Genomic DNA, 7,757 nt, shown 5'->3' with positions numbered 1-7,757 from the left:
ACGATGCGGGCCACCTCCCCGACCGACAACGCGCCCAACGCCCCCGCCGCCGGGTTCTTCAAGTCGATGATGTCGGCCCCGGACTCGGCCACTAGCCGGGCTTCGTCCAAGTTCGCGACGCTGGCGAGCAACCCGGTCATTGCTCGCCCGCCCGCGCCGGGTCCGCCAGGAAAGCGTCCACCTTATCCATCAACCAGCCCCAGGCTTCCAACTCGGCGGGACCGGCGGTCTTGTCCAGGCCGATGCGGAGGTAATCCAGTTCCGCCTCGATCTTGCTGCGGGGCAGCATGTGAAGACGGCTCACCAGAATCGCCGCTTCCAGCACCGAGAACTGCGCCCGGTTGAAGCCCCGGAACGGCCCATGATTGGCTTCGTGAACCGCCCGGCAATACAGGCGGGGGCGGGTTGGGTCGTCCTCGCAGCGGACGAGTTCCAGTTCGGCATGGGCCAGCGCCCCGGCCAGTCGTTGGCCCGGCACTAGCTCTGCGTCCACCAGCGGCCAATCGCGCCGCCCGGTGAGGCAGCCCGCGAACACGCGCACGTCGTCGCAGTAATTCATCACGGCGTGGCGGGTCGCCAGGATGTTGTCCAAGGTGGCGGAGGGCCGGAACGGCAGGATGAGCATTTCGCCGCCCAGCACATGCACGCCCATGGGGGCGATATGCACGGTGCCAGCGGGGGAGAGGCTGGTGATGATGGTTTCTCGGATCATGGGGGAGTGGATAGTGGTTAGTGGATAGTGATTAGTAGAGGGTGGTTCGGCCTAATCCGGCTTTCTTTTCTCGCCACTCACCACTATCCACTAATCACTTCTTCAAAGTGGAGCCTGCGGGCTTATAGGCGTGGGGATCGACCGTCGCGTCAGCTTCCGGCGCGTCCACTTGGCAGCCCCATTGCAGCGGCTCGTCCTGGTTGTAGCGCTTGCCCAATCGCCAGGCGATGTGCGCCCGCGCCAGTTCCACGCCCAGATAAAAGGCGTGCCCGCCGTCGGTTTCCACGCCCAGCTTGGGGAATAGCTCGAACGGATCGGCGGCGGTGTAGAGGCCATCGCGGTTGAAGATGTGGACGCCCTCGGCGCTGGCGAGGATGCGGTAGCTGGGGTCTTTGATTTGCGCGGCCAGTTCGCCGATTTCCGCCCGGCTCAAGGGGAACGGTGCCCGCTCGTGCAGGGCCATGAGTCCATCGTCGATGTGCTTGGGCAGCCGGTTCAACTCGCGGGCGGCGTACATGATGCGGCGGGCGAGGTCGGCTTCCCGCACGGCCTTGCGGGCGTGCTTGCTGACTTGGGTGGCGAGGATGTGCTTGATGTGCAGTTCCGAGCAAATCCCCAGCAGCGTGGCGTTGATGCCCGCCGTGTCGGCGTGGGTCAGTTCGGTCAGGTTGCCGACGCCCATCATCATTTCGACATCAGGGTGGCGACGGCGCACCTCGTGATAGCGGAGGATGGACTCGGTGAAGCCGAAATGGATGGGGTCGAGGATGGGATCGACGACGAACGCCCGGCCCTTGGCTTGCAACGTCGTGATGGCGCGGTCCAGCGAATCCAAATCGCCATGCTGAGCGGGGATGAGGATGGGCGTAGAGGCCACCTCGTCGGCGATCCACAGCGAGTCTTCACGCAGGCTCAACAGGAAATCCGCCCCGGCCTTGCCGCCCTTCACCAAGTCGTCGTTTTCCAACGAGTCGACACTGACCAAGAAGCCTTCCGCCTTGAGCGCCCGCACCGCGTCTTCCAGATGCGGAAACGGCGTGGCCGGGAGGCAGCCCAGGTCGATGACATCCGCCCCGTCCCTCCGGTAATCCCGCGCCCGGCGCAGGATGCCGTCAATATCCAACTGCGGCGCCTCGACGATTTCGGCGAAGATGCGCAGCTCATAGCGGCTGAGGTCGGGCTTTTGCTTGGCCTTGCCGAAGAATTCCGGCAGGTCGTGCAATTCATCCGGGCCGCGTTCGATGGGCAGGCCCAAATCCTTCGATAGCGCTTCCAAATCGCCCCGGCAGCGCCCCGGCACCAGCACGCGGGTGGCGCCGAACGTGTCCTTGAGCCGCCGCCGGATCATGTCCGCCGTCATCAAGGCCGCGACGGTCAGGCCGAGTTGGTGGACGGTGTAGCCGAATTCGGGGGCCATCTCCTCCAGGGTCCGGCGCAATTGCTTTTCCGCCAGCTTGCCGGTGAGGAAGAGGATGTGTTCGGGCCGGGGGGGATTATCGGCCATGGGGCATGGCGTCCGATGGGCGGGCCGTCATCGCAATGCCTCGTCCGGGGTTTCGGCGAACAGAATCTGCTCCGTCCAGCGCAGCAGGGAATCCTCGTCCGCCCGCTGGATGCGCTGTTGTTGCGCCTTGGTGAGCGGGCCGAATTTGCGGGTCATCTGGCGCAGCAGCAAATCCATCCGCCCCTCTAGCCGTCCTTCCTGTCGTCCTTCCTGTCGCCCTTCTTGCAGCCCCTTTTGCTTTCCCTCGCGCAAACCCTTTTGCAAGCCTTCCTTCAGCCCTTCCTGTAGCCCCTTTTCGCGGCCTTCCTCCAGCCCCCGGAACAATCCCTGTTGTCGGCCTTGCTCAATATAACGGTCGATGAATGTTGGCATGACGTTATCTCCGTTCACGGTGGTTTCGATCAGTTCTTGAATGACGGTTTCATCGATGAAAGCCTCACAGTCCCCCGCACGATTTCCCGCGCCAAGCCTGGTCCCCGATAAATCAGGCCGGTGTAAATCTGCACGAGGCTGGCCCCGGCGTCGAGCTTCTGGCGGGCGTCGTCGGCGCTGAACACGCCGCCGCAGGCGATGATGGGGAGCTTGCCTTGCAGCGCCGCCGCCAGTTGCCGGACCACTTCGGTGGACTTGGCGAATACCGGCCTGCCGCTCAGTCCGCCCGCTTCCCCGCCGTGCTTGAGGTTCTCGACGCCCTCCCGCGAGGAGGTGGTGTTGGTGGCGATGACCGCGTCGATGCCGTGGCGGATCAGGGCGGCGGCGATATCCTTAATTTCATCCGCGTCCAAATCGGGCGCGATTTTCACCGCCAGCGGCACCCGCCGCCCATGGGTTTGGGCCAGGATTTCCCGTTCCGCCGCGAGTCCCGCCAACAGCGTTTCCAGATGCTCGCCGGTTTGCAGGTTGCGGAGGCCCGGCGTGTTGGGGGAGGAGATATTGACCGTGACATAGCCCGCGTGGGGATAGACCGCCCGCAGGCCGATGAGGTAGTCATCCAGCGCCCGCTCGACCGGGGTGTCGCGGTTCTTGCCGATGTTGATGCCGAGGACGCCGTCGAACTTGGCCGCTTGGACCCGCTGAATCAGGTAGTCCACGCCTTTGTTGTTGAAGCCCATGCGGTTGATGATGGCCTCGGCCTCCGGCAGGCGGAACAGGCGGGGCAGGACGTTGCCGGGTTGGGGGCGGGGCGTGACGGTGCCGATTTCGAGGAAGCCGAAGCCCAGCGCGGCGAAGCCTTCGATGCAGTCGCCGTTCTTGTCCAGGCCAGCGGCGAGTCCCACCGGGTTGGGGAAGTCGAGCCCCATCACGGTGCGGGCGCTGCCTTGGGTGGAACGGCGCAGCGGGTTGAATTTGCCGAGCTTGGTCAGGGCTTGCAGCCCGGCGAGGGTGAGGTGGTGGGCGATTTCGGGATCGAGGCGGAACAGTAGGGGGCGGATGGATTGGTAGAGCATGGGTAATGTTTGGAAAGGTATTTCCGGGCGTTTCGTGAGTCGAGGCGGGGAGTTTAGGCCGGGCTTGGCGGGCGGGGCAAGCCTTGTAGGTCGGGCGGGTACTCATGCCCGACGCCCACCGCCCGGGTCATTCTCCGAAGTCGCCGTCATCGAATGCGCCCGGAGCGGTGTCTCCCCTTAACTTAATGGCCGTGGCGCGTGGGAACGATCAAATGCTGTGGGAGCGGGCTTTAGCCCGCGACTATCCGCCGTGGGTCGTGGGCTAAAGCCCACTCCCACTCTGTGCGTGCGAATTGAAAATGCGCTTATGCAGTCAGCGCGGCGGATGGGGACAATCAAAAAGGCGGGCGTGGGTTTTTGCAGGCAAAAAAAAAGGCGGGTGGCCGGAGATGGACAACCCGCCTTTTGGCTTCCTGCCAAGGTTGCACCTAGCAGGGAATGGTGCAAGCACCCGTGTTGGGGTCTTTCATTTTATGGGCGGGGCAGAGTGGCGGGCCACAGCCAACTAGAGCCGCCGAAGATAACGAGGTGGTATCCGTCGTCGCCCACGCCGTTCCCGCGATCACGCCCTGCCCGAGCGTGCCGACGAAGCGCAGCTTGCCGTCCTGCCCAAGCTGGAAGTCGTAGCTGTCGGCGGCGAGGCTGAGCTTGCCGGTGCAATCGGGGTTGACGGTGTAGGTGCCGGTGGCCTGGTCGCTGGTGGCGCTCAGTCCTTCGGTGACGAGGGTCCGTTGCAGGCTGGCGTTGCCCGCGCCGTCGGCCTGGAGGCTGCCGGTGACGGTGACGGCGCGGAGTTCATAGCCGGACCCGGCGGGGACGGCTTTGCCGGTGGCGCTGAATTCGTAGTTGCCGCTCAGGTTGTGGACGCCGCAGGCCGCGTCCGCCGCGTGGACGGACGGGCTGGCGCTCGCCAGGGCCAGCAACGCGCCCGCGAACAGGGATGTAAATTTTGGTTTCATTCGTATCGCTCCTCCCGAAAGTGGTTGGTTTTGTCGCGTGTGATCGGGCACTGTCGCGCCCGTGGCGGATTATAAGAGGGATGAGGCGTTTTGAAAGCGGTTCATTGCCTCGTTGGGCGAATGATTCTGTCGTTCCTTCCGGTCAGGGCGTGTCGCGTGGCGGGCGGGTGTGGGTTTTTGCGGGCAAATAAAAAGGCGGGTGGCCGGAGATTGCCAACCCGCCTTGCGGCTTCCTGCCAATCAAGGTTGCACCTAGCAGGGAATGGTACACGAGCCTGTGTTGGGATCCTTTGCGCGATGGGCTGGACAGGCGGGTGGCCCGCAAGCGCCCACCGTTGGATCGTCACCCCTAACAACAGGTTTTGTATCGATCTGGTGCTGGATTGCCGTGCTCGCAATTAAGCTCGCCACGATCAGTAAAACGGCGGCGATGACCAGCTTGTATTGCTTGATGAATCCCAACAGCGATTCCATAGGCGGATTCGATGTGGATGCTGGTTCGAAATGTACACTCATTTGTATGTCCTCTTCGGCTATGAAAGTTTCCCCCCGCTCCTAATATGATAGTAATAGGCGATCAGAATGCTAGGGTGAGTTGGAACAGTATCGTTCTGTCAGGTAGAAACAGCGGGGTTTCTTCGGGGCGTCCTGTTTTTAGGCTTTGACTGTTCTGACCTAGAAAGTTGAAACTGTGATCTAACACATTGTTTACCATGAGGCTCGCCATGCCATATCTGCGCGGCAGCCGATATCTCAGGGCTAAATCCAGCAAGCCAAAGCTTGAGTTACCCCGACGGTCGATGTTGACGAAATCAAAATAGTTTTGATTGATATAGGTAAAGGTCGCGCCAGCGGATATTCCAGTAGGATCAAAATAATTCAGTCCGACAGGAATTAAATGATTTTGATAGATATCGTAACCGCTAAACAGATATTTCTCGTAGCGATATTCCAGGTGTGCGGCGAATCGTTCCGATATTGCCCAATTGGCATAGGTTCGGGCTTGGTTTTCGTGCTGAATCTGGCGCAAGATTTCCGAGTTGACTTTAAGGTCGGTTGCGCTGGGTTGACTTAAGTCGCGCCTAGATATTTCGGCACCCATTAGCAAACCCGGCGAGAAACGGTGATCTATCCCGGCACCGTAGCGCCATACACTAGTGCCGGTGTAGCCATCGAAAAATTGGTTGAATCCAGCCACTTGGGTGGGTTCGATAGTGGCAGGCACTTCGGAGCCACGGGTATAGGTGCGGAAGGCCGCGAGGCGTAATGTGGTGTCGGGGGTTACTTCCCACATAATTCCGAACTTGGGGTCAATCTGGTTGCGGCTGCCGATAAACTGATTATGTGCTGCGTCTACGCCGACACCCAAGGTCCAAGTAACGCCGCTTGGAAAGTGGGTGTGGGTATAAAGATAGGCATTGGTTAAGTCCACATCCCATACTAGCGGGTTGGAATACACTTGGTAGGCTTGTCTAGCGTTGATGCTTTGCTGTCCGACACCAACAATAGCATCAACAAGCTCATGTCTAAAAATATATTGTGCTTCTCCTAAGAAACCTCGCTGGCTAAGCGTGGTTGGTATACTGTATGTGGTTGTATTTATAAACGAATCGATATATGTCAATGACAGCAATACATCAGAATTACTGTTCAGCGAATACCTCATTCCCCCGCGTACAGTGTTGGTATTAAGTTTCCGTCGAAACTGTGAAGCTGAGAAAAACCTCTTCAAATCCCCATCAAAAAACAAATCCCCATGCTCCAGCTCCCGATGCCGGAACTCCGCCTGCACGCTCAAATCCGGCGTCAGCGCCGCCTGAGTGAAGGCCGTATAAATATCCTGCCTCAAATCATTATTGGGCCGGAAGCCGTTGGTCTGATAATGAAACTGCCCGATGTTATACGAGAAATTATCCCAAATACCCGCATGGGTCGCCTCGTTGGCATAAGTATCGAGATTCCCCACCAGCCCGGAAATTTGCGTATTGAAACCATTCCGCGAAAACACCGGATTGAACTCATTGAACGACATCAAGCTCGGCCCTGAAAAATTCGGCACCAACAACCGGCTCTCCGCCAAATGCGGCTGAATCGGTGTACTGTTGATGGGCTGTAACAACAGCGATTGCAACAACTCGTTGGCCCGCGCCGTCTCCTGCCCCGGAATCGAAGTGTACGTGTCCGCCAACAAGCGGTGCGCGGAGAAATTGGTCGGGTCCGCGTTCACCGACTTCCAGCCCTCCACCAGCGCCCGCGGCCCAAACCCCAGATTGTTGTAAGTCCGTCCCAAGGCCGCGCTGCGCGCCGCCAAATCCTGATCCAAGGCCAGCTTCGAGCGGTACACCGCCCGGTTGCCGTTCAACTGGATCGCCTTGTCCAAATCCTCCAGCGCCTCCACCGGACGGTTCTCCGTCTGCTTCTTGATCGCGTCGTAGAACCACGGCGTCGGGTCCTTCGGATCGAACTGCTTCGCCAACTCGAACTGCTTCTCCGCCACCGCGTTGCGCCTCTGCTCGTAATACGCCTTGCCCAGATAGCTGCGGATCAAGGACGAACCGGGGTCCAGGGTCGCCGCCAACTCCAGATCGGCGGTGCCGTCCCGCAACTCGCCCCGGCGAATCGCCGCCAGCCCCAGCCCCAGCCGCGCCAACGGATCGGCGGAATCCGCCGCCACCGCCTGCCGGAAACTCGCCAGCGCGGCGCTCGCGTCGCCGTCCCGCAACTCGGCGAAGCCCTTCACCGCCTGGGCGCGGGCTTGCCGGGGGTCCAACTGCACCGCCCGGTCGGCGGCGCGGTGGGCGTCGGCCCACTGATCCAACGAGGCCAGCAACTCCGCCCGCCGCGCCTGGATGAGCGCGTCGTTGGGTTGCAATTCGCCCGCCTTGTCGGCGGCTTCCAGCGCCTTGGGCAAATCGAAGGCCGCTTGCAGCGCGTAGGAACGGGCCAGCCACGCCGGGGCGGAACGGGCGTCGGCCCGCACCGCCGCGTCGGCCAGGGCCAGCGCCTCGTCCTTGCGGTTGCGGGCCAGGGCGATGACCGAGCGCAGCGCGGCAACATTCGCCGCCCCCTGCTTTTGGACGGCGGCGGACGCCAGCAGCGGCTCGGCCTCGTCCACCCGGCCCACGCTCAACAAC

7 protein-coding genes are annotated in these 7,757 nt (G+C 61.4%); all 7 read right to left on the bottom strand.

The features are described 5' to 3' along the window. On the bottom strand, positions 1-140 hold a 140-nt coding region (locus tag ACXWUF_RS15030; RefSeq protein WP_458495466.1), incomplete at its 3' end, for a (5-formylfuran-3-yl)methyl phosphate synthase. After that, positions 137-712 carry a DUF447 domain-containing protein gene (locus ACXWUF_RS15025; RefSeq protein ID WP_458495465.1) on the bottom strand — a complete coding sequence of 192 codons (576 nt, stop codon included), beginning with the start codon at positions 710-712 and terminating at the stop codon, positions 137-139. The genes ACXWUF_RS15030 and ACXWUF_RS15025, both read right to left, overlap by 4 nt. Positions 713-806: 94 nt before the next feature. Continuing rightward, the gene (locus ACXWUF_RS15020) at positions 807-2,216 is read right to left on the bottom strand and encodes a DUF6513 domain-containing protein (protein ID WP_458495464.1); all 1,410 of its coding nucleotides are present in this window, start codon (positions 2,214-2,216) and stop codon (positions 807-809) included. Between the two features lie 27 nt (positions 2,217-2,243). Beyond that, entirely contained in the window at positions 2,244-2,588 is a 345-nt protein-coding gene (locus tag ACXWUF_RS15015; RefSeq protein ID WP_458495463.1) for a hypothetical protein, read from the bottom strand. 29 nt (positions 2,589-2,617) lie between these two features. Next, a complete protein-coding gene (locus ACXWUF_RS15010; RefSeq protein ID WP_458495462.1) occupies positions 2,618-3,664 on the bottom strand; it encodes a quinone-dependent dihydroorotate dehydrogenase in 1,047 nt (348 codons plus the stop codon). A 428-nt stretch (positions 3,665-4,092) separates the two neighbouring features. Next, a complete protein-coding gene (locus tag ACXWUF_RS15005) occupies positions 4,093-4,623 on the bottom strand; it encodes a hypothetical protein (RefSeq protein ID WP_458495461.1) in 531 nt (176 codons plus the stop codon). Positions 4,624-5,200: 577 nt separating this feature from the next. Continuing rightward, positions 5,201-7,757 (bottom strand): hypothetical protein (locus tag ACXWUF_RS15000; RefSeq protein ID WP_458495460.1); only part of this gene is annotated, 2,557 nt, incomplete at its 5' end.

The sequence above is a fragment of the Methylomagnum sp. genome (genome assembly GCF_054333355.1).
Note: the sequence above shows the minus strand (reverse complement) of the source record. Positions and strands in the feature narration are given on the sequence as shown.